Raw genomic sequence first — 23,906 nt, forward strand, 5'->3', positions numbered from 1 at the left:
TTCAACATCCGCCCCACGCCGGCACGCGCGGGGGCGAACGCATTCCCCCTTCGTTAAGCGGCCCGCCGCCATGACGACAGGCCGATGTGCCGGGCTTAGACCTTCTCGGCGCGGCTGTAACGTTTACCGTCCGGACTGACCGAACGCACCTGCACCTGCACCTCACCCGATACCGCCGGCTTGGCCTTGGCGTCATAACGCTGCCACTGCTTGCCGCCGTCGGTGGAGTACTCGATGCCCAATCCCGGCAGCGCGATATTCGCTTCCAGCTTGCCGCCCGCCACGCGCGCCCCCGGCACCGGCAGACGGTAAGCGACGCCGCCTTTGTCCAGCTTGGCCAGTTCACGCTGGCCCAGAATATTGGCGAAGCGCAGCCAATCTTTCTCCAGCGTCTTGGTATCGACAAAGTGGGTTTCCCCGCCTTTGTATTCGCGGCCGGCGCGATAGTCCTGCTCCCAACCGGCGCGGTGCCAGGCGCGTTCCGCCACCGACAGCGCGCGCGGGAAGATCATGTATTCCATCTGCGGATCGGTGCGCTGGGTTTCGCTCCACAGCTGAGCGGACAGACCGTAGGCGCCCGGCCACGGCTTGTCGCTTTTGGCGTTAAAGTGGTTGCCGTCGCGGTCGACCGAGGTTTCCGCGTTCTGCGGCATGTTGTCCGGCGCGAAGCTGAACACCTTGCGCTCGTCGCTGAAGCGGGTGCCCCAGTAGTAACCACGCTCGTCCGGGTTCACCTCGTAAGGGAAGTCCATGTAGACGTAGTCCGGGTTGGAGACCACCACTTCATATCCTTTGTTGGCCCAGTCGTTGACGCTATCGAAACCGCCCCAGTACAACGTATCCCAGAAGTTGACGCCCACGCGCGAGGTGGCGAACGCCTTCGAACTCTCGGCGTCTTTCAAGCCGTCTTGCCAGGCCTGCATTCTGTCGATGCCGTGCGCCTTCACCAGCTTGCTGACCTCCTGGCCGAAGTAGCTCGGCAGGTGTTCCATGTCGGCCACCTTGCCTTCTTTGATCATCGTCTGGCAAACCTGCGACTTGGCCCACGGCTTGTCTTCATTGCTCTGGTCGATGATGCCTTTACCCGGCTCCGGTTTCGCCTTGTCGGTATAGCCGGCGCCCAGGCGGATGTTTTTCGCCTCATCGCCGCCGAAGTGCCAGGTTTTGATCGGCTGCCCGGCTTCTTTATGCATCTGGGCAATCTCGCCAATCACCTTGTCGACAAAGCGCTGGGAGGAATCCAGGCACGGGTTCAGGTAGCTCTGGCGGTTAAAGAACTGCACCGAGGTGGTATTGGAGGTATCGGTCGGATCCACCAGGCGGAATTCGTTGGCCTCCTGCTCTTTGCCGGCAGCATGCAGCTTTTTATAGCGCGCCTCCATCGACACCACCGCGGCGCGGGCGTGCGCCGGCATATCGATCTCCGGGATCACCTCAATCTGGCGCGCCTGGGCGTATTTGATGATGTCGATATAGTCCTGACGGCTGAAGAAGCCGCCGTAGACGTCCGGCCCCTGGCCGTACTGCGGCAGCAGGCAGGTGGTTTCGCTCAGATCGTGGCAGCGCTGGCCGCCGACTTCCGTCAGCTCCGGCAAACCGGGGATCTCGATGCGCCAGCCTTCGTCATCGCTCAGGTGGAAGTGGAATTTATTGAGCTTGTAAGCCGCCATCTGATCCAGCAGGCGCAGCACCGCGTCCTTCTTATGGAAGTTGCGCGCCACGTCAAGGAAAATGCCGCGATACTGGAAGCGCGGCGCATCGCTGGCGTCGAGCGTGGCGATCTTGCCGCTGCCGTCGCTCGGCACTAACGACAGGATCGACTGCAACCCGTAGAACACCCCGGCCTGATCGAAGCCGATCACCCGCGCCTCTTTCTTACCGATTTTCAGCTCATAAGCGCCCGGCACCGCCATCGCGCCTTTAAACTTGCCCGGCTGGATGTCGGTCTTGATCGGGTAACCGTTGGCCTGAACCGGCACGCCCAGCAGCGCGAAGCGCTGGTTGACGACGTCCGCCGCCGGCTTGACCAGCGTGCTCAGATCCGGCGATACCCCTTTGCGCAGGTCGGCGTCCTGTGCGTGCACTTTCACCTGCATCGGTGTCGGCACGATCTGGCCGCGCAGCGCGCCGGCGGGCAGCGTCTGCAGATCGGCATTGCTGACAAAGCGCGAAGCCGGCGTCATCAGAATGTTTTTGTCGTCCTTGGTGCGCTTCCACTGATCGCCGGTGAACGGCGCCACGAACTGGTCCAGGTTTTCGGTGTCGGTATTCGCCAGCATTTTCGGCTTGGCGTCGCCAGAGGTGGCATACCAGCGCGGCAGGAAGTCGTTTCTGAACAGCTGCCAGTATTCGGCGACCACCGGGATTTCCACCGCCTTGCCGGCAGGGAAACCGCTGAATTTGGCGGTCGGCTCCAGCTTGTACAGATCGCCGGTCAGATGCGCGATCTTGAACTGATCGTTATCCACCCGCAGGGTCTGGCGCGGGCTGTGGAAATAGATGACCCAATCCTTGCCGTCGATCGCCTGCCCGTCGTTGCTGAGGGTGAACAACACCCGGTTGCAAGAGGCCCAGTCGGCGCCCAGCGCCGCGCAATCCACGCCGTTTTCGCCGGCGCGGTTATCCAGCATTTTCACGTTCAGCTTCAGCTGGCTCAGCTGATCCACCAGCTGTTGATCGGCCATGGCATTACCCATGCCGCCCAGGAATCCCATCGTTGCCGTCAAGGCGGCCAGTGCGCTCAGTTTGAATGCGTTCATCTTCTCGTCCTTCTTAATTATTGTTATCGCGAATTTCTTGCCACAGCTTGCCGCACTTGGCGTCGTAAGCCTGACCGTTACCGCTGTGCACCGCCATAATGCAGTTCTGATAATCCATCACCCGCACCGTTTCCTGCGCGGCGAACTGCTGGTGCTGTTTCTCTTGTTTCAGCACGTTAAGCACCGCCTTGCACGGCTGCAGACGCTCCGGCGAACCTTCGGCGGTGTTGATGCAGGCGCTGTAAGCCTGCTTCAATTTGGCGTCTTCCGGCGGCGCGGCGGGTTGCGCGCAGGCGCTCAAGGCCGCGGCGGCCGCCAACATCAGCATGATTTTTTTCATCGTTGAATTCCCTTAACTGCCCCCGGCGACGAGGCCGGGGAACGCATCAGAAGATGGTGAATGGCGCGATGACCATGAACTTGACGTCTTTCTCGTCCTGGAAGATGTTGCCGTAACCGCCGCCCCAGCTCGGGATGTTGGTGTGGTTGTCATACTGGGTGTAGTGCAGCTTGATCAGCGTGCCCTTGGCTCGCCCTTCCTGGATGGTGTACATCGCGTCCAGGCTCCAGGCGCTCTCTTTCAGGCGCTGGCTCTGATCGTAGATCGGGTTGGTGCTCGGCTTGGCGTCCCAGGCGTAAACGTAGGAGCCGCCGACCGCCATGCCCGGCAGGTTCCAGTTGCTGAGGTCATACATCACGCCGGCGTACACCGCTTTCTCGCCGTTGGCGTTAAAGTCGGAGCGGTTATCCCACCACACGTCCAGGCGGCCGTTGGACGAGGCGTAGGTCGGGGTCATGCGCTGCAGGAAGAAGCCCTGGTTGCCTTCCGCCTTGACCATGGTGCCTTCCAGACGCCAGTTGAACTGGCCGGTGGTGTAACCGAAGGTCAGCGCCTGCAGCCAGGCCAGCCCGTCGTAGATGCTGTTCGGATCGTTCTTGTCGCTGATGCGATCTTCCGCACCGTAGAACTGGTAACTGGTGGTCAGCGGGTTGCCCAACACATCGAATTTGTAAGACGCCTTGGTGAAGTACTGATTCACGTAACCCTGGGCCTGGCCGAAGGCGGCTTCCAGCACCAGATCGTTTTTGAAATCGTACTTGGCGCCCAGCGAGTGCAGGTAGGAGACGCGGGTTTTCTTATCGTTCTGGCGGAAGTCGTCCACTTCGATATGCCACGGCGCCTTGTATTTGTCGGCCCACATGTAGGAGAAGCTCAACGCGCCGGCATCGCCGTAGTCGAACTTGGCGCCGGCCTCGGCGCCCTGATAGGTGCCCGGCATAAAGCTCCAGTGCGGCGCCAGCAGGGTTTGGCCGCTCGGCTGAATATAGCCGGCGCGTGCCCAGACCGGGCCGTATTTGAACTTGGCGGCGGCTTTGTACAGGCTGACGCCGCCTTTGTCACCGGAATAGTCTTCGTCGTAGGTACGGTTTTTTGAGGAGAACGCGATCTCGTTCGGGTGGCCGCTGGCGCTGGATTCCGCCAGCTCGATGGCGGTAAAGGCACCGACGTCCAGGCCGAACATGTCCCAGGCGTAGCCCGAAGCGAAATCCAGGCTCAGGTTAGCGGTAGAGTGCGACAGGTTGGTGGTGTATTGGTTGTAATCCTTGCTGTCCGGATTGAGATCTTTACGGTCGCGCTCACGTTGCCAGTAATAGATGCCGCCGGTCAGCGTGGAATCATCGATAAACCCTGCGGCTTTCGCCTCAGGCGCCATGGCAAACCCTGTTCCCAACAGCGCGCCCGCGACTGCGAGCGCCAGCGTTTTACGCTGAGCACCGTGCGTACCCATATTGAAATTCCTCTTTGACTTAACTTAAAAGTTGCAGCCGCCTGTGTTCACCACTGCCCTGCACGACTGCCAATAAAAAACCCGAACGGGTAAAAAAAATTGCCGACGAGATGTTATTCCCACAGCACTAATTGCTACAGACAGACTATTTTTCGCGACGCGAATTATCAAATGAAAAATGCGGGAGATTTGTCAAAATATGACAAGGAGCACATATCAGTGAGATTTTGTTACGCCGGTGTTCATGGAAGGTGTTGAATAAAAAATTCAATTAAATCAGAATAAATTGAGATACGAGGTCAACCAGAGACGATTAATGGTTTCAGCCTGACTAAATGCGTCATTCAGACAATAAAAATTGAGAGCGCTCTCCAAATGAAATTAATTCGTATCACGAATATATAAGTAAAAATTAAGACTATTAAGCCCAATATCAGAAAACTTATTGATTAACGTACCGCGGTTAATTAAGCACAGCCCGGAATAACACTGCAGGAATAGATGATTTGCTCGATGGCAGACATAAAAAAAGCGCGGCCTAAGCCGCGCTGATTCATTAATTTCCAAGGCGAATAAGATTAGCCTTCGATTTTCGCCCAGGTATCACGCAGGCCAACGGTGCGGTTAAACACCAGATGCTCGGCCGACGAGTAACGATTGTCGGCACAGAAGTAGCCTTCACGCTCGAACTGGTAGGCCTTCTCCGGCTGGGCGGCCGCCAGACTCGGCTCAACGAAACCGTGCTTGATGACCAGCGATTCCGGGTTGATGGTGGAGAGGAAATCCTCCGCCGCGCCCGGGTTAGGCACGCTGAACAGGCGATCGTACAGGCGAATTTCCGCCGGCAGCGCGTGCGCCGCGGACACCCAGTGGATCACGCCCTTCACCTTGCGGCCGTCGGCAGGATCTTTGCTCAGCGTTTCCGCATCGTAGCTGCAGAAGATGGTGGTGATCTCGCCCGCTTCGTCCTTCTCGACGCGCTCGGCCTTGATCACGTACGCATTGCGCAGACGCACTTCCTTACCCAGCACCAGACGCTTGTACTGCTTGTTGGCTTCTTCGCGGAAGTCGGCGCGATCGATATAGATCTCACGGCTGAACGGCACATCGCGGCTGCCCATTTCCGGCTTGTTCGGGTGGTTAGGCATGGTGACCATTTCCACCGCGTCGCCCATGTTCTCGATGACGATTTTCACCGGATCCAGCACCGCCATGGCGCGCGGGGCGTTCTCGTTCAGATCGTCGCGAATGCAGGATTCCAACGCCACCATCTCGACGTTGTTGTCTTGCTTGGTCACGCCGATGCGCAGGCAGAACTCGCGAATCGAGGCGGCGGTATAACCGCGGCGGCGCAGACCGGAGACGGTCGGCATGCGCGGGTCATCCCAACCTTCGACGATCTTCTCGGCCACCAGTTGGTGCAGCTTGCGCTTCGACATGATGGCGTATTCGAGGTTCAGACGCGAAAACTCGTACTGCCGCGGGTGGCAAGGAATGGTGATGTTATCCAGCACCCAGTCATACAGACGGCGGTTATCCTGGAACTCCAGGGTGCACAGCGAATGGGTGATCCCTTCCAGCGCATCGGAAATGCAGTGGGTGAAATCATACATCGGGTAGATGCACCATTTGTTGCCGGTCTGGTGGTGTTCGGCAAATTTGATGCGGTACAGCACCGGATCGCGCATCACGATAAACGGCGAAGCCATATCGATCTTGGCGCGCAGGCAGGCGGCGCCTTCGGCGAACTCGCCGTTGCGCATCTTCTCGAACAGCGCCAGGTTCTCTTCCACGCTGCGGTCGCGGTACGGGCTGTCTTTGCCCGGCGAAGTCAGGGTGCCGCGATATTCACGGATCTGCTCCGGCGACAGCTCATCGACGTAGGCCAGCCCCTTGGTAATCAGCTCAACCGCATACTGGTGCAGCTGATCGAAATAGTCTGAGGAGTAATGAACGTTGCCGCTCCACTCAAAGCCCAGCCACTCCACGTCGTGCTTGATTGACTCCACGAACTCGATGTCTTCTTTCACCGGGTTGGTGTCATCGAAACGCAGGTTGCACTGGCCCTGATAGTCCTTGGCGATGCCGAAGTTCAGGCAGATGGACTTGGCGTGGCCGATATGCAGATAGCCGTTAGGCTCCGGCGGGAAACGGGTATGTACCGACGTGTGTTTCCCCGACGCCAGATCTTCATCGACGATCTGACGGATAAAATTGGTTGGGCGGGCTTCAGCCTCACTCATTTCACTGTTCCTCAATGCAAAGCGCTACACATAACCGCCTATGATCCAACAAGCCACGTCTGGAAACAACCGTTTGTTTCACGAAAAATGCGGCATATTGCACCATCGGCGCGCAGCGCACCGCCGTTGGAGCGAAATGGGATAAAAAAAGCGGGAAGAGATCGCTCTCTTCCCGCCAAGTCGGGGCAAACTCCGCCATGATGCGTGACCGGCCCCGGGTACTACTCAGGTAAAAACAGCCTTATTTCTGGATCTCGTACAGCTTGGTCTGACCGGCGACCACCGAGCCGCTGGCCAGCGCCGCCAGGCCGGCATAGTCGTCAGAGTTGCTGACTACCACCGGGCTTATCATCGAACGCGCATTGGCGTTCAGGTAATCCAGATCCAGTTCCAGAATCGGTTGACCGGCTTTCACTTCCGCGCCCTCTTCCACCAGGCGTTTGAAGCCCTGGCCTTCCAGCGCGACGGTGTCGATCCCCATGTGCACCACGATCTCGGCGCCCTTGTCGGTTTCCAGGCAGAAGGCGTGGTTGGTGTTGAAGATTTTCACCACGGTGCCGTCAGCCGGCGCCACGACGATGTTGTCGGTCGGGCGAATCGCCAGGCCGTCGCCTACCGCCTTGCTGGCGAAGGCTTCGTCCGGCACCTGATCGAGCGCCACCACTTCACCGGTTACCGGCGCCACCAGCGTTTCAAACGCGGCTTTCGGTGCGTTCGGCACCGCCTGCGGTTTGGCTTCTGCAGCAGGGGCCGCCGCCGGAGCCGCCGCAGCCGCTACCGGGCCGGCCGCGATCACATTGCGCATCGCGCTGGCGATAAGTTCAGCACGGGTGCCGACGATCACTTGCACGCTCTGCTTGTTCAGGCGGATAACGCCCGATGCGCCGAGGCGTTTCGCCAACGCGTCGTTCACCAGCGCGGAGTCTTTCACATTCAGACGCAGGCGGGTGATGCAGGCATCGATGCCGGTCAGGTTGTCGGAACCGCCGATCGCGCCGACGTAGCGACGGGCCAGCGTGGTGGTTTCGTTCTCGTCTTTACCCGCGTTGCTGTCGACGTTGACGTCGTAGCCGTCGGTTTCGTCACCGGCAACCGCCAGCTCGCGGCCCGGGGTCATCAGGTTGAACTTGTTGATAGTGAAGCGGAACACCACGTAGTAGATGACGAAGAACACCAGGCCTTGCGGGATCAGCATGTACCAGTGGGTCGCCAGCGGGTTGCGGGACGACAACACCATATCCACCAGGCCGGCGCTGAAGCCGAAACCGGCGATCCAGTGCATGCTGGCGGCGATGAACACCGAGATACCGGTCAGCACGGCGTGGATCACGTACAGCACCGGCGCCACGAACATGAAGGAGAATTCCAGCGGTTCGGTGATACCGGTAAAGAAGGCGGCGAACGCGGCCGCCAGCATGATGCCCGCCACTTTGGCTTTGTTCTCAGGACGCGCGCAGTGATAAATGGCCAGCGCCGCACCCGGCAGACCGAACATCATGATTGGGAAGAAGCCCGCCTGGTAACGGCCGGTGATGCCGACAACCGCTTTACCGGCTTCGATCGACTGCTGGCCGCCGAGGAAGTTAGGAATATCGTTGATGCCGGCCACGTCGAACCAGAACACCGAGTTCAGCGCATGGTGCAGGCCAACCGGAATCAGCAGGCGGTTGAAGAAGGCATAGATGCCCGCGCCGACCGAGCCCATTTTCTGGATGTGTTCACCGAAGTTCACCAGACCGTTGAAGATCACCGGCCAGATGTACATCAGAATGAAAGCGACCAGGATCATCAGGAAGGAGATGAGGATCGGCACCAGGCGGCGGCCGCTGAAGAACGACAGCGCCTTAGGCAGCTCGACGCCGCTGAAGCGGTTGTACACTTCGGCGGAAATGATGCCCACCAGAATACCGACGAACTGGTTCTGGATCTTGCCGAACGCGGCAGGCACCTGATCCAGCGGGATCTTCTGAATCATCGACACGGCGGCCGGTGAACAGAGGGTGGTCAGCACCAGGAAGCCGACGAAGCCGGTCAACGCGGCGGCGCCGTCCTTGTCTTTGGACATGCCGTAGGCCACGCCGATAGCGAACAGCACCGACATGTTGTCGATGATAGCGGAGCCGGATTTAATGAAGAAAGCGGCGAGCGCGTTGTCGCCGCCCCAACCAACAGGGTCAATCCAGTACCCGACGCCCATCAAGATGGCGGCGGCGGGCAGCGTGGCAACCGGCACCATCAGCGCCCGTCCCACCTTTTGCAAATAACTAAGAATGTTCACCTTTTCCCCCTATGTTGTCCGCGGACGGACCCTATTAGTAGTTTATTTGGAGCTCTCACTACCTTTTTAGAAACAACGCATGGCACGTATCACTCATGCCGAGTGTAAAAAATTTATTTTGTATCGCAAATTAAAACCTCCCTTTTTGTGATAAATATCACCAAAAAGTAGTCTTTACCTCCCAGATTGCTGGCCATCACACAAAACTTATTTTATCATTCAAAAAATCAACCGGACGGACGATTCACGCGAGAATCATAAAGCTGGGTTACGCTTAGGACTCCCGCAGGCCCGTACAGTATAGCTTTAGTTTACTTATCCCAAGAGGTGTTAGATGAGACTTATCCCACTGAAAGATACCGCACAAGTCGGCAAATGGGCCGCGCGTCATATCGTTCAACGCATCAACGCATTCAAGCCAACCGCAGAGCGCCCGTTTGTACTCGGCCTGCCTACCGGCGGCACGCCGCTGGAAGCCTACAAACATCTGATTGCGATGCACAAAGCAGGTGAAGTAAGCTTTAAGCATGTTGTGACTTTCAACATGGACGAGTACGTTGGCCTGCCGCAGGAACACCCGGAAAGCTACCACACCTTCATGTACCGCAACTTCTTTGATCACGTTGATATTCCTCGTGAAAACATCAACCTGCTGAACGGCAACGCCGCGGATGTCGACGCCGAGTGCCGCCAGTACGAAGAGAAGATCAAGTCTTACGGCAAAATTAACCTGTTCATGGGCGGCGTGGGCATCGACGGCCATATCGCGTTCAACGAGCCGGCTTCGTCCCTGGCTTCGCGCACCCGCATCAAAACGCTGACCGAAGACACCCGCATCGCCAACTCGCGCTTCTTCGGCGGCGACGTCAGCCTGGTACCGAAATATGCGCTGACCGTCGGCGTGGGTACGCTGTTGGACGCGGAAGAAGTGATGATCCTGGTGACCGGCCACGCCAAGGCGCAGGCGCTGGAAGCCGCGGTGGAAGGCAATATCAACCACATGTGGACCATCAGCTGCCTGCAGCTGCACGCCAAAGCGGTGGTGGTGTGCGACGAACCGGCCACCATGGAACTGAAAGTCAAAACCGTCAAATACTTCCGCGAGTTAGAAGCGGAAAGCGTGAAAAGTCTTTAATCTTTGCAGGGGGCTACGATGTTCGCTTTAACCCACGGCCGAATCTATACCGGCCACGACGTACTTGATGACCATGCAGTCATTATCGCTGATGGGCTGATCGAGAAAGTCTGCCCGGTGGCTGAATTGCCCGCCGGCATCGAAACGCGCGACCTGGGTGGCGCCATCCTGGCCCCCGGGCTTATCGACGTGCAGCTGAACGGCTGCGGCGGCGTCCAGTTCAACGATTCGCTGGAAGCGATCTCGGAAGAAACGCTGGAGATCATGCAGCGCGCCAACGAGAAATCCGGCTGCACCAGCTATCTGCCGACGCTGATCACCAGCAGCGACGAATTCATGAAGCACAGCGTCGACGTGATGCGCGCTTATCTGAAAAAGCACCAAAACCAGGCGTTGGGCCTGCACCTGGAAGGGCCGTACCTCAGCCCGGTGAAAAAAGGCACCCACAACCCGGCGTTCATTCGCAAGCCGACCCAGGACATGATCGATTACCTGTGCGCCAACGCCGACGTGATCACCAAGGTGACGCTGGCGCCGGAAATGGTTGAGCCGCACTTTATCAAGCAGCTGACCGAGGCCGGCATCGTGGTCTCCGCCGGCCACTCGAACGCCACCTACGATCAGGCGCGCACCGGCTTCGCCGCCGGTATCAGCTTCGCCACCCACCTGTACAACGCCATGCCGTATATCACCGGCCGCGAACCGGGGCTGATGGGGGCTATCTTCGATACGCCGGAGGTCTATACCGGCATCATCGCCGACGGCCATCACGTGGCCTGGGCGAGTATCCGTAACGCCAAACGCCTGAAAGGTGATAAATTGGTCTTGGTCACCGACGCGACCGCACCGGCGGGTGCAGATATTGACCAATTTATTTTCGCCGGTAAAACAATATACTATCGGGACGGGCTGTGCGTGGATGAGAACGGCACCCTGAGCGGTTCCGCGCTGACCATGATCGAAGCGGTGCAAAACAGCGTCGAGCATATCGGCATCGCGCTGGACGAAGCGCTGCGCATGGCGACGCTGTACCCGGCGCGCGCGATCGGCGCCGATCGCCGTCTGGGCACCATCGAAGCCGGCAAGGTGGCTAACCTGACCGCCTTCACCCGTGATTTCAAGATCACCAAAACGCTCGTTAACGGTAACGAGGTTTAATTCAATGAACAGCGAGTAACATTATTGATGAGCACTGGCGGACAAGCACAAATAGGGAACGTTGACTTAGTCAAACAACTTAACGGCGCGGCAGTTTATCGCCTGATCGACCAGCAGGGCCCGATCTCGCGCATTCAAATCGCCGAACTCAGCCAGCTCGCCCCCGCCAGCGTCACCAAAATTACTCGCCAGCTGCTGGAGCGCGGGCTGATCAAAGAAGTCGATCAGCAAGCCTCCACCGGCGGCCGCCGCGCGATCTCCATCGTGTCGGAAACCCGTCATTTCCATACCGTCGCGGTGCGTCTCGGCCGCCACGACGCCACCATCACCCTGTATGACATGAGCGGTAAATCGCTCAGCGAAGAACACTATCCGCTGCCGGAACGCACCCAGGAAACGCTGGAGAATGCGCTGTTTGCCGCCATCGCCCAATTCATTGAAGCGAACCAGCGCCGCCTGCGCGAACTGATCGCCATCGCGGTGATCCTGCCTGGCCTGGTGGATCCGGCGCTGGGCGTGGTGCGCTATATGCCGCACATCAGCGTCAGCAACTGGGCGCTGGTAGACAACCTGCAGCAGCGCTTCAACGTCACCAGCTTCGTCGGCCACGACATCCGCAGCCTGGCCCTGGCGGAGCACTACTTCGGTGCCACCCGCGACTGTGAAGACTCGATTCTGGTGCGCCTGCACCGTGGTACCGGCGCCGGCATCATCGTCAACGGGCAGATTTTTCTCGGCAACAACGGCAACGTCGGCGAGATCGGCCATATCCAGATCGATCCGCTCGGCGAACGCTGCCACTGCGGCAACTTCGGCTGCCTGGAGACGGTGGCCGCCAACGCGGCGATCGAACAGCGCGTGCGCCAGCTGCTGAGCCAGGGCTACCCGAGCAAACTGACGCTGGAAGACTGCGGCATCAACGCCATCTGCAAGGCCGCCAACCGCGGCGATCTGCTGGCCAGCGAAGTGATCGAACACGTCGGCCGCTATCTGGGCAAGGCGGTGGCCATCGCCATCAACCTGTTCAATCCGCAGAAGGTGGTGATCGCCGGTGAGATCACCGAAGCGGACAAGGTGCTGCTGCCGGCGATCCAGAGCTGCATCAATACCCAGGTGCTGAAGGACTTCCGCAAAAATCTGCCGGTGGTGACCTCCGAACTCAATCATCGCTCGGCGATCGGCGCTTTCGCCCTGGCCAAACGCGCGATGCTCAACGGCGTGCTCTTGCAGCGATTGCTGGAAAGCTGATCCGCCGCTTCTGGCAGGTGTGTTATCGTCACTTCTTGCCTGCCGTAATCATGAGAAACAGCGACAAATGAAAATCAAAAACGTTATATGCGATATCGACGGCGTGCTGCTGCATGACAATACGCCGGTGCCCGGCGCCGATCTGTTCCTGGCGCGCATTCAGGAACAAGGCATGCCGCTGGTGGTGCTGACCAACTACCCGTCACAGACCGCACAGGATTTGGCGAACCGCTTCGCCACCGCCGGGCTGGAAGTGCCGGAGAGCGCGTTCTATACCTCGGCGATGGCCACCGCCGACTTCCTGCGCCGTCAGGAAGGCAAAAAAGCCTATGTGGTCGGCGAAGGCGCGCTGATCCATGAGCTGTACAAAGCCGGTTTCACCATCACCGACATCAACCCGGATTTTGTGATCGTCGGTGAAACTCGCTCTTACAACTGGGACATGATGCACAAAGCCGCCTACTTCGTCAGTAACGGCGCGCGCTTTATCGCGACTAATCCGGATAGCCACGGCCACGGCTTCTCGCCGGCCTGCGGTGCCCTGTGCGCGCCCATCGAGAAAATCACCGGCCGCAAGCCGTTTTATGTCGGCAAGCCCAGCCCGTGGATCATTCGCGCCGCACTGAACAAAATGCAGGCGCACTCGGAAGAGACGGTGATCGTCGGCGACAACCTGCGCACCGACATTCTGGCGGGCTTCCAGGCCGGCCTGGAAACCGTGCTGGTGCTGTCCGGCGTCTCCACGCTGAGCGACATCGAAACCATGCCGTTCCGCCCGAGCTACGTTTACCCTTCCGTCGCCGATATCACCATCTTCTGATGCGACCATGGCGGCCGCCCGGCCGCCGTTATTTCCTTCTCCCCCAGCGTCAGTTTGAATTTAATTCGTTCATGGCCGTAAAAGGTTTCAGCCTGCCTGCGTTAAAAATCCTCATTATAACGTTACGCCCCGCCAATAGCTGATATTGCCGGCGAGCGGAAAACCCTTACCCCTAATTAATGAGGCTACCATGAGCACAAATAACACTATTAATGCCGTCGCCGCCGATGACGCGGCCATTATGCCGTCTATCGCCAATAAAAAGATCCTGATGGGTTTCTGGCACAACTGGGCCGCCGGCGCCAGTGACGGCTACCAGCAAGGGCAGTTCGCCAATATGAACCTGACCGACATTCCCACCGAGTACAACGTGGTGGCCGTCGCCTTTATGAAAGGCCAGGGCATCCCGACCTTCAAGCCTTACAACCTGTCCGACACCGAGTTCCGCCGCCAGGTGGGCGTGCTGAACAGCCAGGGCCGCGCGGTGCTGATCTCCCTCGGCGGCGCAGACGCGCATATCGAGCTGAAAACCGGCGACGAAGACAAGCTGAAAGACGAGATTATTCGCCTGGTGGAAGTCTATGGCTTCGACGGCCTGGATATCGATCTGGAACAGGCGGCGATCGGTGCAGCCAATAATAAAACCGTCTTGCCTGCGGCGTTGAAAAAAGTAAAAGACCATTACGCCGCGCAGGGAAAAAACTTTATTATCAGCATGGCGCCGGAATTCCCGTATTTACGCACCAACGGCACCTACCTGGATTATATTAATGCCCTCGAAGGCTATTACGACTTTATCGCGCCGCAATATTATAACCAGGGCGGCGACGGTATTTGGGTGGATGAACTCAATGCCTGGATCACGCAGAATAACGACGCCATGAAAGAGGACTTCCTCTACTACCTGACGGAAAGCCTGGTTACCGGCACCCGCGGCTATGCGAAGATCCCGGCGGCGAAATTCGTCATCGGCCTGCCGAGCAACAACGACGCCGCCGCCACCGGCTACGTGGTCAACAAACAGGCGGTGTATAACGCTTTCTCGCGTCTCGACGCCAAAAACCTGTCGATCAAGGGCCTGATGACCTGGTCAATCAACTGGGATAACGGCAAGAGCAAAGCCGGCGTCGCCTACAATTGGGAGTTCAAAACCCGCTATGCGCCGCTGATTCAGGGCGGCGTCACCCCGCCGCCGGGAAAGCCTAATGCACCGACGGCGCTGACGGTCGCCGAGCTGGGCGCCACCTCGCTGAAACTGAGCTGGGCCGCCGCCACCGGCGCTTTCCCGATCGCCAGTTACACCGTCTACCGCAACGGCAACCCGATCGGCCAAACCGCCGGTCTGTCGCTGGCTGACGGCGGTCTGACGCCGGCGACCCAGTACAGCTACTTCGTTACCGCGACCGATAGCCAGGGCAATACCTCGCTGCCGAGCAGCGCGCTGGCGGTCAAAACCGCCAACGACGGCACGCCGCCCGATCCGGGGGCGCCCGAGTGGCAGAACAACCACAGCTACAAGGCTGGCGACGTGGTGAGCTATAAAGGCAAGAAATATACCTGTATCCAGGCGCACACCTCCAACGCCGGCTGGACGCCGGACGCCGCCTTCACCCTGTGGCAGCTCATCGCCTAATCGCTAATCGATTGCCGGCCAAACTGGCCGGCAATCCCGCCATCACGCTAAAAATTGCATAATCGATAATTTTTCACGTCGATAACTGAACATCCGTTAAAAACCACACCTAAGCAAACAACTATTTCTCAACGCATGGCTAAAACGCTTGCATCTCCCGCAGCTTTTGGCGCATTTTCATAACCACAGCGCAGCAAAACCGGGTTATCGCTGATAAATCGGCAATGCTGCCCATAACAGTAAAAAACAACATCACAGTCATAAAAGCCCGTTAGGAGAGTTGTATGTGTTCTATTTTCGGTGTGCTCGATCTGAAGTCCGATCCCGTTGAACTGCGTAAGAAAGCGCTGGAGCTGTCACGTCTGATGCGCCACCGCGGCCCGGATTGGTCCGGCGTTTACGCCAGCGACAAAGCCATTCTGGCTCACGAACGCCTGTCGATCGTCGACGTCAACAATGGCGCTCAACCGCTGTACAACGCTGCGCACACCCACGTTCTGGCGGTCAACGGCGAAATTTACAACCATCAGGCGCTGCGCCAACAGCTGAGCGACCGCTACGCGTTCCAGACCGGTTCCGACTGTGAAGTGATCCTGGCGCTGTACCAGGAGAAAGGCCCGGACTTCCTCGACGATCTGCAAGGCATGTTCGCCTTCGCCCTGTATGACACCGAAAAAGACGCCTACCTGATCGGCCGCGACCACCTGGGCATCATTCCGCTGTACATGGGCCACGACGAGCACGGCAACCTGTACGTCGCCTCGGAAATGAAAGCGCTGGTGCCGGTGTGCCGCACCATCAAGGAATTCCCGGCCGGCAGCTACCTGTGGAGCCAGGACGGCCAGATCCGCGAATACTATCGCCGCGACTGGTTCGATTACGACAGCGTCAAGGACAACGTGACCGACGCCGCCGCCCTGCGCACCGCGCTGGAAGAGTCGGTGAAAAGCCACCTGATGTCCGACGTACCTTACGGCGTGCTGCTGTCGGGCGGGCTGGATTCCTCGGTCATTTCGGCGATCACCAAGAAGTACGCCGCGCGCCGTGTGGAAGATCAGGAACGCAGCGAAGCCTGGTGGCCACAGCTGCACTCCTTCGCCGTCGGCCTGGAGGGCTCGCCGGATCTGCGCGCCGCGCAAGAGGTGGCCAACCATCTGGGCACCGTGCACCATGAAATCCACTTCACCGTACAGGAAGGCCTGGACGCCATCCGCGACGTGATTTATCACATCGAAACCTACGACGTCACCACCATTCGCGCCTCGACGCCAATGTACCTGATGTCGCGCAAAATCAAGGCGATGGGCATCAAGATGGTGCTTTCCGGTGAAGGCGCGGACGAAGTGTTCGGCGGCTACCTGTACTTCCATAAGGCGCCGGACGCCCGCGAATTCCACGAAGAGACCGTACGCAAACTGCTGGCGCTGCACATGTTCGACTGCGCGCGCGCCAACAAGGCGATGTCCGCCTGGGGCGTCGAAGCCCGCGTGCCGTTCCTGGACAAGAAATTCCTCGACGTGGCGATGCGCATCAACCCGAAAGATAAAATGTGCGGCAACGGCAAAATGGAGAAACACATCGTTCGCGAATGTTTCGAGTCCTATTTGCCGGCCAGCGTGGCCTGGCGCCAGAAAGAGCAGTTCTCCGACGGCGTCGGCTACAGCTGGATCGACACGCTAAAAGAGGTGGCTGCGCAGCAAATCAGCGATCAACAGCTCGAAACCGCGCGTTTCCGCTTCCCGTACAACACGCCGACCTCGAAAGAAGGCTACCTGTACCGCGAGATCTTCGAAGAGCTGTTCCCGCTGCCGAGCGCCGCCGAATGCGTGCCGGGCGGCCCGTCCGTCGCCTGCTCGTCCGCCAAGGCCATCGAATGGGACGAATCGTTCAAGAAGATGGACGATCCTTCCGGCCGCGCCGTCGGCGTGCACCAGGCCGCCTATAAATAAACGCGCGGCGTTTTCCCTTGGGGCGGGCCTTTTGGCCCGCCTTTTTGTTGCCTTTTCCGCCCGCCAACTGCCTGAATTGCCGATTTTATCGCCATAATGTTCACAACCCAGACAAACGGCGCTTCCGGGCGCTTTTTCGGGAAAAAACTTGTTGACGCAAATCGGTCATATACGCATAATGCGCCCCGCAACGCCGATGAAGGCAAAGCAAAAAAAGAGGGCTACGTAGCTCAGCTGGTTAGAGCACATCACTCATAATGATGGGGTCACAGGTTCGAATCCCGTCGTAGCCACCATCTCTTTTTTGCATTTGCGGGAGTGGCGAAATTGGTAGACGCACCAGATTTAGGTTCTGGCGCCGCAAGGTGTGCGAGTTCAAGTCTCGCCTCCCGCACCATTTCTCTTCATCGTCGGCGCAGTATGTTGATGGGGTATCGCCAAGCGGTAAGGCACCGGTTTTTGATACCGGCATTCCCTGGTTCGAATCCAGGTACCCCAGCCATATTCTTTCGGGAACGGGGTTTCAACATAAGATTTGTTTGCAGGTGGGGTATCGCCAAGCGGTAAGGCACCGGTTTTTGATACCGGCATTCCCTGGTTCGAATCCAGGTACCCCAGCCATAACAAACTGCTTGCAAATCAAAGAAGTAAAAAGTAACATCGGCTACGTAGCTCAGCTGGTTAGAGCACATCACTCATAATGATGGGGTCACAGGTTCAAATCCCGTCGTAGCCACCATAATTGGGGTGTCGCCAAGCGGTAAGGCTCTGGTTTCTGATACCAGCATACCCAGGTTCGAATCCTGGCACCCCAGCCATATTTAGAAAAGCCCGCTTCGGCGGGCTTTTTGCTGTCTGGCGTTCAGCCATCCTTAATAGGCCCAGCCGCAGCTGAGCCCTGTCGGTTACAATCCCAAGGCGTACTTCAACGCATGTTCTTTCAGCTTGCCCGCCCGCTGCGCGGCCATCAGCGCCAGATTGCGCGCCACGTTCAGCGGAGCCAGGTTATTGCTGAAGGCGGTATAGAACAGATCCATGCCGCTCTGCATCAGCAGATTGTCGGTACGGCGGCGGCGCTGATAACGCAGCAGCACCGCCTCGCTGCTCCAGTCCTCTCCCTGCTCCCGCGCCTCGCTCAACACGCTCAGCAAGGCATCCACGTCGCGATATCCCAGATTGACGCCCTGCCCCGCCAGCGGGTTGATGGTATGCGCCGCATCCCCCAGCAGCGCCAACCCCGGCAGCACGTAACGCTGCGCATGACGCCGCGTCAACGGGAACGATCCGGCGGCGTGCACCTTGACCGGGCCCAGCCGCGCTGGAAAAGCGGTGGCGATCTCACGCTCCAGCTGCGCCGGCGGCATCGCCTGCAGTTGGCGAATGCGCTGCGGGCTGTCATACCACACCAGCGATGCCCAGCTGTCGTACAGCGGCAGGAAGGCGCGCGGCCCGGACGGGAAGAAGCGCTGCCAGGTCACATCCTGCTGCGGCGCGCCGGTATCGACGGTGATCAACATGCACGCCTGACGATACTGCCAGCCGTTGGTGCCGATCGCCGCCAGCTTGCGCACCTGCGAGTTGGCGCCATCGGCGCCGATAACCAGCCGCGCCTGCAGCGTTTCACCGCTGTCCAGCGTCAACTGCCAGGCCTTGTCCGCCCGCTGCAGCGATTGCAGCCTGACGGGGCACAGCAACGTCAGATTGGCGCACTGCGCGAACTGCTGCCACAGCGCCAGCTGCAGAATACGGTTTTCCACCATAAAGCCCAGCTCCGGCAACCCCAGGGACACCGCGTCAAACGCCACCCGCGACGATGCCCATTCCCAGGTCTCCAGCCGGCGATACGGCGCCGTGCGCATCGCCGTCACGGCCGGCCAGGCGCCAAGCTGTTTCAGCAGCCCCACCGAGGTGCAGCCGATAGCGGAAATGCGCAGATCCGGCGGGCTTTGCGCCTCGAACGCCTGCGGCGCCTGATGTTCCAGCAACGCCACCGACCAGCCCGCCTGCGCCAGGCCCAGAGCCGCCGCCGCGCCGACCATGCCGCCGCCCACTACCACCGCGTCATACCGATTTTGAGATGTCTTCATATTGGCTATGTTTTCTGTGTGAATGCTCGCCATCCCACCCGGCATGGCGTTTTGCGCAGTGTACCGGATTTTCGCGTCGGCTTCAGGTTGCGTGCCATTTTCCCCCGCGCTGGTCACAACGGCGGCAAATGATTACAATACGCGCCCTGCATGTCGCGTAACGCAACTTTCGCTCCGCACTGAGTAATGGCAAGTCAATGACGAAAAAACTACATATCAAAACCTGGGGCTGCCAGATGAATGAGTACGATTCATCGAAAATGGCCGACCTGTTGAACAGCACGCACGGCTTCGAGTGGACCGAAAACGCCGAAGAAGCGGACGTGCTGTTGCTGAACACCTGCTCGATCCGTGAAAAAGCGCAGGAGAAAGTTTTCGCCATGCTGGGGCGCTGGCGCTTGCTGAAAGAAAAGAACCCGTCTGTCATCATCGGGGTCGGCGGTTGCGTGGCCTCGCAAGAAGGGGAACTGATCCGCAGCCGCGCGCCGTGCGTCGACGTGGTATTCGGCCCGCAGACCTTGCACCGCCTGCCGGAAATGATCAACCACGTTCAGGGCACCCGCAGCCCGGTGGTTGATATCAGCTTCCCGGAGATCGAAAAATTCGACCGTTTGCCGGAACCGCGCGCCGAAGGCCCGACCGCGTTCGTGTCGATCATGGAAGGCTGCAACAAATACTGCACTTTCTGCGTGGTGCCTTACACCCGCGGTGAAGAAGTGAGCCGCCCGAGCGACGACGTGCTGTTCGAAATCGCCCAGCTGGCGGCGCAGGGCGTGCGCGAGGTCAACCTGCTCGGCCAAAACGTCAACGCTTACCGCGGCGCCACGCATGACGGCGATATCTGCTCGTTCGCCGAACTGCTGCGCCTGGTGGCGGCCATCGACGGCATCGATCGCATTCGCTTCACCACCAGCCACCCTATCGAGTTCACCGACGACATCATCGCGGTGTACGAAGACACGCCGGAACTGGTCAGCTTCCTGCACCTGCCGGTGCAGAGCGGTTCGGATCGCATCCTGACCATGATGAAACGCGCGCATACCGCGCTGGAGTACAAGGCGATTATCCGCAAGCTGCGCAAGGCGCGCCCGAACATTCAGCTCAGCTCCGATTTCATCGTCGGTTTCCCGGGCGAGAGCCAGGCCGACTTCGAACAGACCATGAACCTGATCGCCGACGTCAACTTCGACGTCAGCTTCAGCTTCATCTATTCGTCGCGCCCGGGCACCCCGGCGGCGGACATGGTTGACGACGTCAGCGAAGAAGAGAAAAAGCAGCGGCTGTACATTCTGCAGGATCGCATCAACCAGCAGGCGCTGCAGTTCAGCCGCCGCATGCTCGGCACCGTCCAGCGCATTCTGGTGGAAGGCACCTCGCGCAAAAGCGTGATGGAACTGGCCGGGCGCACGGAATGCAACCGTGTGGTAAACTTCGAAGGCACGCCTGACATGATCGGCCAGTTTGTCGACGTGGAAATTACCGAGGTGCTGACCAACACCCTGCGTGGCGCAGTGGTGCGCACCGAACAGCAGATGGATCTGCGCGTACATGAATCCCCGCAGTCGGTGATCGCCCGTACCCGCAAAGAAAACGCGCTGGGCGTCGGCATTTACCAGCCCTGACGCCGCGGCGGCCGCCTTATCGCCGCCCGTTCGCGCTACTCCTTACCGTTTCTCCGCCGGGCGTCCGCGCCCGGTGATGTTCTTTTTTATTTTTTATTGTTGAAGAGGCGACATAACATGCAACTCCCACACTGCCCGAAGTGCAACTCCGAATACACCTACCAGGACAATGCCCTGTTCATCTGCCCTGAGTGCGCCCATGAGTGGAGCGACAGCGCCCCGGCGGAAGATCAGGACGCGCTGATCGTCAAAGACGCCAACGGCAACCTGCTGGCGGACGGCGACGCGGTCACCGTGATCAAGGACCTGAAGGTCAAAGGCAGTTCCTCGATGCTGAAAATCGGCACCAAGGTGAAAAACATTCGTCTGGTGGAAGGCGATCACAACATCGACTGCAAAATCGACGGTTTCGGCCCGATGAAACTGAAATCCGAATTCGTGAAAAAGAACTGATTCCCAGCGATCTTGTCCTGTGATGACACGGCGGGCTTTGCGCCCCGCCGCGTTTTTTCCTTGTCTTCCCTTGAATTCCGCCGACGGCGCACAGATAGATCAGCGGTAAACTTGCGCCGTTGCGGCGCACCATGAATAATTCAAGAAAGAGAGTATTCAGGCTCGTCCTGAACGCGCGCGTCCCGGACGCGCTATGTGACATCAACCAGGCCCGATGTGACCTAGAGGAATAGTTTGAACGTCGCAACACAAGAAATTTTGTTAGAGCCCGCAGACAACCAGCGTTTGCTCAGCCTGTGCGGCCCGTTTGATGACAACATCAAGCAACTCGAGCGCCGATTGGGCATCGAAATCAATCGCCGCGACAACCGTTTCAAGCTGGTCGGCAAGAACCTGTGCGTGGTCGCCGCCGCCGATATCCTGCGCCATCTTTACGTGGATACCGCGCCGATTCGCGGCGTGATCCCGGATATCGATCCAGAGCAAATCCATCTGGCGATCAAAGAGAGCCGGGTGCTGGAACAGGTGGCCGACAGCGTGCCGGATTACGGCAAGGCGGTCACCATTAAAACCAAGCGCGGCATGGTGAAACCGCGCACGCCTAACCAGGCGCAATACATCGCCAACATTCTCGATCACGACATCACCTTCGGCATCGGCCCGGCGGGCACCGGCAAAACCTACCTGGCGGTCGCCGCCGCGGTGGATGCGCTGGAACGCCAGGAAATTCGCCGCATTCTGCTGACCCGCCCCGCGGTCGAGGCCGGCGAAAAGCTGGGCTTCCTGCCGGGCGATCTGAGCCAGAAGGTCGATCCTTATCTGCGCCCGCTGTACGACGCCCTGTTCGAAATGCTGGGCTTCGAGCGCGTGGAGAAGCTCATCGAACGCAACGTGATCGAAGTCGCGCCGCTGGCCTATATGCGCGGCCGCACGCTGAACGACGCCTTTATCATTCTGGATGAGAGCCAGAACACCACCATCGAACAGATGAAGATGTTCCTGACGCGCATCGGTTTCAACTCGAAGGCGGTCATCACCGGCGACGTCACCCAGATCGACCTGCCGCGCAACCAGAAATCCGGCCTGCGCCACGCGGTGGAAGTGCTGTCGGACGTGGAAGAGCTGAGCTTCAACTTCTTCCACAGCGAAGACGTGGTGCGCCACCCGGTGGTGGCCCGCGTGGTCATCGCCTATGAGGCCTGGGAAGCGGCCGAACAGAAACGCAAAGACGCAATTGCCGAACAACGTAAGCGCGAGGCGCTCGCCGCCTCCGAGCAGGAGACACCATGAGCCAGGTGATTTTGGATTTGCAGATTGCCTGTGAAAGCAGCGACGGCCTGCCGGACGAGGCCACCTTCCAGCGCTGGCTGGAAGGCGTGCTGCCGCAATTTCAGGAAGAGGCCGAGGTGACCGTGCGTCTGGTGGACGAAGCGGAAAGCCACGAGCTGAACCTGACCTACCGCGGCAAAGACAAACCGACCAACGTGCTCTCTTTCCCGTTCGAAGCCCCGCCGGGCATCGAGCTGCCGCTGCTCGGCGATCTGATCATCTGCCGCCAGGTGGTTGAACAGGAAGCGATTGAGCAAGGCAAGGCGCTGGAGGCCCACTGGGCGCATATGGTTGTCCACGGCAGCCTCCATCTGCTAGGGTATGACCACATCGAAGACGATGAAGCCGAAGAAATGGAGTCTTTGGAAACCGAAATCATGCACGGACTGGGCTATCCTGATCCGTACCTGGCGGAAAAAGACCCCGTCTGACGTCAGCCGTTTACCCTACAGCCCCTCTGCGGGGCTGTCGCTGACGCCCCTTAACTCTGACATGAGTGACAGTAACGAAAACGCCATGAGCGACGACCATTCACAAAGCAATGACAGCCCCAGTCCCAAGAAGGGGTTCTTTACTCTTATCCTTAACCAGTTGTTCCACGGCGAGCCCAAAAACCGTGGCGATCTGGTCGAGCTGATCCGCGATTCCGAACAAAACGACCTGATCGATCCCGATACCCGCGACATGCTGGAAGGCGTGATGGATATCGCCGAACAGCGCGTGCGCGACATCATGATCCCCCGCTCCCAGATGGTGACGCTCAAGCGCAACCAGACGCTGGAAGAGTGCCTGGACGTGATTATCGACTCCGCCCACTCGCGCTTCCCGGTGATCAGCGAAGACAAAGATCACATCGAAGGCATCCTGATGGCCAAGGATCTGCTGCCGTTCATGCGCGCAGATTCCGAGCCGTTCAGCATCGACAAGGTGCTGCGCACCGCGGTGGTGGTGCCGGAAAGCAAGCGCGTCGACCGGATGCTGAAAGAATTCCGCTCCCAGCGCTATCACATGGCGATTGTCATTGACGAATTCGGCGGCGTGTCCGGCCTGGTCACCATCGAAGATATCCTGGAACTGATCGTCGGCGAGATCGAAGACGAATATGACGACGAAGACGATCTGGATATCCGCCAGCTCAGCCGCCACATGTACACCGTGCGCGCACTGGCCCCGATCGAAGACTTCAACGAAGCCTTCGGCACCCACTTCAGCGATGACGAGGTCGATACCATCGGCGGTCTGGTGATGCAGGCCTTCGGCCACCTGCCGGCGCGCGGGGAAACCATTGAAATCGAAGGTTACCTATTTAAAGTTGCCATGGCCGACAGTCGACGTATCATCCAGGTTCATGTAAAAATTCCGGACGATTCTCCACCACCGAAACTGGAAGATTAAATCCAAC

General features: G+C 58.9%; 17 protein-coding genes and 6 tRNA genes. 17 read left to right on the forward strand and 6 right to left on the reverse strand.

Translation table 11 applies throughout. The features are described from left to right. Positions 1 to 95: 95 nt before the first annotated feature. The 5 genes from L085_RS22320 to nagE all read right to left on the reverse strand — a co-directional run bounded on the left by L085_RS22320 (position 96) and on the right by nagE (position 9,070). Positions 96 to 2,759 carry a beta-N-acetylhexosaminidase gene (locus tag L085_RS22320; protein ID WP_044031762.1) on the reverse strand — a complete coding sequence of 888 codons (2,664 nt, stop codon included), beginning with the start codon at positions 2,757 to 2,759 and terminating at the stop codon, positions 96 to 98. Between the two features lie 13 nt (positions 2,760 to 2,772). Next, entirely contained in the window at positions 2,773 to 3,099 is a 327-nt protein-coding gene (gene chiQ / locus L085_RS22325) for a ChiQ/YbfN family lipoprotein (protein WP_004939944.1), read from the reverse strand. Between the two features lie 46 nt (positions 3,100 to 3,145). After that, the gene (locus L085_RS22330) at positions 3,146 to 4,549 is read right to left on the reverse strand and encodes an OprD family outer membrane porin (protein WP_004939945.1); all 1,404 of its coding nucleotides are present in this window, start codon (positions 4,547 to 4,549) and stop codon (positions 3,146 to 3,148) included. 578 nt (positions 4,550 to 5,127) lie between these two features. Next, on the reverse strand, positions 5,128 to 6,792 hold the full coding sequence (gene glnS, locus L085_RS22335; RefSeq protein ID WP_015376953.1) for a glutamine--tRNA ligase: 1,665 nt from the start codon (positions 6,790 to 6,792) through the stop codon (positions 5,128 to 5,130). Positions 6,793 to 7,033: 241 nt separating this feature from the next. Further along, complete coding sequence (nagE, locus tag L085_RS22340) at positions 7,034 to 9,070, reverse strand: N-acetylglucosamine-specific PTS transporter subunit IIBC (protein ID WP_044031763.1); 2,037 nt, start codon at positions 9,068 to 9,070, stop codon at positions 7,034 to 7,036. A gap of 334 nt (positions 9,071 to 9,404) precedes the next feature. Between nagE and nagB the strand changes: the two genes are divergently transcribed. The 12 genes from nagB (at position 9,405) to L085_RS22400 (ending at position 17,831) form a co-directional block, all read left to right on the forward strand. Further along, positions 9,405 to 10,205 (forward strand): glucosamine-6-phosphate deaminase, encoded by an 801-nt coding sequence (gene nagB / locus L085_RS22345; protein WP_004939952.1) that lies wholly within the window; start codon positions 9,405 to 9,407, stop codon positions 10,203 to 10,205. Positions 10,206 to 10,223: 18 nt separating this feature from the next. Then, entirely contained in the window at positions 10,224 to 11,363 is a 1,140-nt protein-coding gene (nagA, locus tag L085_RS22350) for an N-acetylglucosamine-6-phosphate deacetylase (protein ID WP_015376951.1), read from the forward strand. Positions 11,364 to 11,390: 27 nt separating this feature from the next. Further along, positions 11,391 to 12,611 carry an N-acetylglucosamine repressor gene (locus tag L085_RS22355; protein WP_004939956.1) on the forward strand — a complete coding sequence of 407 codons (1,221 nt, stop codon included), beginning with the start codon at positions 11,391 to 11,393 and terminating at the stop codon, positions 12,609 to 12,611. A 67-nt stretch (positions 12,612 to 12,678) separates the two neighbouring features. Then, the gene (locus L085_RS22360) at positions 12,679 to 13,431 is read left to right on the forward strand and encodes an HAD-IIA family hydrolase (protein WP_044031764.1); all 753 of its coding nucleotides are present in this window, start codon (positions 12,679 to 12,681) and stop codon (positions 13,429 to 13,431) included. Positions 13,432 to 13,621: 190 nt separating this feature from the next. Beyond that, entirely contained in the window at positions 13,622 to 15,064 is a 1,443-nt protein-coding gene (locus tag L085_RS22365) for a glycosyl hydrolase family 18 protein (RefSeq protein ID WP_021504616.1), read from the forward strand. A 284-nt stretch (positions 15,065 to 15,348) separates the two neighbouring features. Then, positions 15,349 to 17,013: an asparagine synthase B gene (gene asnB / locus L085_RS22370; protein WP_044031765.1), complete on the forward strand. Its 1,665-nt coding sequence runs from the start codon at positions 15,349 to 15,351 to the stop codon at positions 17,011 to 17,013. 219 nt (positions 17,014 to 17,232) lie between these two features. Further along, positions 17,233 to 17,309, forward strand: a tRNA-Met gene (locus L085_RS22375). Between the two features lie 16 nt (positions 17,310 to 17,325). Further along, positions 17,326 to 17,410 (forward strand) — tRNA-Leu (locus tag L085_RS22380). A 30-nt stretch (positions 17,411 to 17,440) separates the two neighbouring features. After that, a tRNA-Gln gene (locus tag L085_RS22385) sits at positions 17,441 to 17,515 on the forward strand. 44 nt (positions 17,516 to 17,559) lie between these two features. Next, positions 17,560 to 17,634: transfer RNA gene (locus L085_RS22390), tRNA-Gln, on the forward strand. A 41-nt stretch (positions 17,635 to 17,675) separates the two neighbouring features. Continuing rightward, a tRNA-Met gene (locus L085_RS22395) sits at positions 17,676 to 17,752 on the forward strand. A 4-nt stretch (positions 17,753 to 17,756) separates the two neighbouring features. Beyond that, positions 17,757 to 17,831: transfer RNA gene (locus L085_RS22400), tRNA-Gln, on the forward strand. An 87-nt stretch (positions 17,832 to 17,918) separates the two neighbouring features. Here L085_RS22400 and ubiF read toward each other — a convergent pair. Next, positions 17,919 to 19,100, reverse strand: a complete 1,182-nt coding sequence (gene ubiF, locus L085_RS22405; RefSeq protein ID WP_044031766.1) for a 3-demethoxyubiquinol 3-hydroxylase — start codon at positions 19,098 to 19,100, stop codon at positions 17,919 to 17,921. A gap of 197 nt (positions 19,101 to 19,297) precedes the next feature. Here ubiF and miaB point away from each other — a divergent pair, with 197 nt between their 5' ends. The 5 genes from miaB (at position 19,298) to corC (ending at position 23,899) form a co-directional block, all read left to right on the forward strand. Further along, positions 19,298 to 20,722, forward strand: coding sequence for a tRNA (N6-isopentenyl adenosine(37)-C2)-methylthiotransferase MiaB (miaB, locus tag L085_RS22410; protein ID WP_033633929.1), 1,425 nt, complete (start codon positions 19,298 to 19,300; stop codon positions 20,720 to 20,722). Between the two features lie 117 nt (positions 20,723 to 20,839). Continuing rightward, entirely contained in the window at positions 20,840 to 21,175 is a 336-nt protein-coding gene (locus L085_RS22415; protein ID WP_004939967.1) for a zinc ribbon domain-containing protein YjdM, read from the forward strand. A 234-nt stretch (positions 21,176 to 21,409) separates the two neighbouring features. Continuing rightward, complete coding sequence (locus tag L085_RS22420) at positions 21,410 to 22,465, forward strand: PhoH family protein (RefSeq protein WP_004939969.1); 1,056 nt, start codon at positions 21,410 to 21,412, stop codon at positions 22,463 to 22,465. Further along, positions 22,462 to 22,935 carry an rRNA maturation RNase YbeY gene (gene ybeY, locus L085_RS22425; protein ID WP_004939970.1) on the forward strand — a complete coding sequence of 158 codons (474 nt, stop codon included), beginning with the start codon at positions 22,462 to 22,464 and terminating at the stop codon, positions 22,933 to 22,935. The genes L085_RS22420 and ybeY overlap by 4 nt, the downstream gene beginning before the upstream one ends. Positions 22,936 to 23,020: 85 nt before the next feature. Continuing rightward, on the forward strand, positions 23,021 to 23,899 hold the full coding sequence (corC, locus tag L085_RS22430) for a CNNM family magnesium/cobalt transport protein CorC (protein WP_004939973.1): 879 nt from the start codon (positions 23,021 to 23,023) through the stop codon (positions 23,897 to 23,899). Positions 23,900 to 23,906 lie beyond the last annotated feature (7 nt).

The organism is Serratia sp. FS14, from assembly GCF_000695995.1.
Taxonomy (GTDB): Bacteria; Pseudomonadota; Gammaproteobacteria; order Enterobacterales; family Enterobacteriaceae; genus Serratia; species Serratia nematodiphila.

Coding starts and splice junctions, on each gene's coding strand:
- glnS (WP_015376953.1), bottom strand. CDS start 6,792: ATGAGTGAGGCTGAAGCCCGCCCAACCAATTTTATCCGTCAGATCGTC.
- nagB (WP_004939952.1), top strand. CDS start 9,405: ATGAGACTTATCCCACTGAAAGATACCGCACAAGTCGGCAAATGGGCC.
- L085_RS22365 (WP_021504616.1), top strand. CDS start 13,622: ATGAGCACAAATAACACTATTAATGCCGTCGCCGCCGATGACGCGGCC.
- ybeY (WP_004939970.1), top strand. CDS start 22,462: ATGAGCCAGGTGATTTTGGATTTGCAGATTGCCTGTGAAAGCAGCGAC.
- L085_RS22320 (WP_044031762.1), bottom strand. CDS start 2,759: ATGAACGCATTCAAACTGAGCGCACTGGCCGCCTTGACGGCAACGATG.
- chiQ (WP_004939944.1), bottom strand. CDS start 3,099: ATGAAAAAAATCATGCTGATGTTGGCGGCCGCCGCGGCCTTGAGCGCC.
- L085_RS22355 (WP_004939956.1), top strand. CDS start 11,391: ATGAGCACTGGCGGACAAGCACAAATAGGGAACGTTGACTTAGTCAAA.
- L085_RS22330 (WP_004939945.1), bottom strand. CDS start 4,549: ATGGGTACGCACGGTGCTCAGCGTAAAACGCTGGCGCTCGCAGTCGCG.
- L085_RS22415 (WP_004939967.1), top strand. CDS start 20,840: ATGCAACTCCCACACTGCCCGAAGTGCAACTCCGAATACACCTACCAG.
- asnB (WP_044031765.1), top strand. CDS start 15,349: ATGTGTTCTATTTTCGGTGTGCTCGATCTGAAGTCCGATCCCGTTGAA.
- nagA (WP_015376951.1), top strand. CDS start 10,224: ATGTTCGCTTTAACCCACGGCCGAATCTATACCGGCCACGACGTACTT.
- L085_RS22360 (WP_044031764.1), top strand. CDS start 12,679: ATGAAAATCAAAAACGTTATATGCGATATCGACGGCGTGCTGCTGCAT.
- corC (WP_004939973.1), top strand. CDS start 23,021: ATGAGCGACGACCATTCACAAAGCAATGACAGCCCCAGTCCCAAGAAG.
- miaB (WP_033633929.1), top strand. CDS start 19,298: ATGACGAAAAAACTACATATCAAAACCTGGGGCTGCCAGATGAATGAG.
- ubiF (WP_044031766.1), bottom strand. CDS start 19,100: ATGAAGACATCTCAAAATCGGTATGACGCGGTGGTAGTGGGCGGCGGC.